Origin of the sequence: Helicobacter mehlei (genome assembly GCF_003660265.1) — a bacterium.
In the GTDB taxonomy this organism is placed as follows: domain Bacteria; phylum Campylobacterota; class Campylobacteria; order Campylobacterales; family Helicobacteraceae; genus Helicobacter; species Helicobacter mehlei.
The window spans coordinates 1-784 of record NZ_QXQP01000073.1; the positions used below are offsets into that span (position 1 = coordinate 1).

The 784-nt window shown below is 46.9% G+C and carries 1 pseudogene; it reads left to right on the forward strand.

Annotation, left to right across the window (positions count from 1 at the left end):
- Window positions 1–350: 350 nt before the first annotated feature.
- A pseudogene (locus tag EAO36_RS08295) lies at window positions 351–784 on the forward strand (hypothetical protein); the annotation flags it as partial.

A 784-nucleotide genomic window follows, 5' to 3' on the forward strand; every position in this document is an offset into this window, starting at 1 on the left:
CTTGGTGGGCATAAGGATTAAAACGCTAAAGCGTTTGGGCTTAAGCTAGGCCACTCTAGTTGGGGCTTTTCTAGCCTTTTGGTATCAATTGCCCGTTTGACTATTAAAATGCTAGCGCATTTTGCAAAAGCCTAGGGGCTTTTGCTCATTAAACGCTACGCGTTCCGCTACGCTCCATTAAACCCTTCGGGTTTAACCCTTGCCCTCTCCCTAGCAAAATGCTAAGATGTGGGGGCACTTGGTTAAGTGTGTGTTCTTTGTGCCTAGCGTGGGCATCTTAAATTCCCAATTATAGTAAGCTCATCGTTTCTCTCCCACGCTAGGAATCCTTGAATCTAAGGGAGCAGGATGTGGAACTTTATAACAAAATCCAAGAATTATTAGAAGCCAATAAAAAGACCAGACAAGAGAGTATCAGCGTGTTAGAGCTAGCCCGGGGCACGCTAGCCAAACAGGTTAAAATGCACTTTGAGGCCAAGGCCAAAGAGTTAGAGCAACGCTACGACCAGGCGGTGCAAGAGAAGATTAACGATCCGCAAGTGGCTAGCGATGTGGCCAATAATTTAAACAAAATGGCCGCCCAAGAAGTGGCTAGGGCAATGCCGGCTTTAGAGCGCAATATCCAGACCGCGCTATTGGCCAAGATTGAGACCAAGGCCCTAGCCCAAAGTGCCCAAGAGAGTCTTAAAGAGGATTTGCGCGCGCAAATAGACACAAAAAGGATTTTTAGCCCAGAGGAGTTAAATGTCTTTTTAGAGCGCGCTAAGGGCGAGATTGTGCAAGA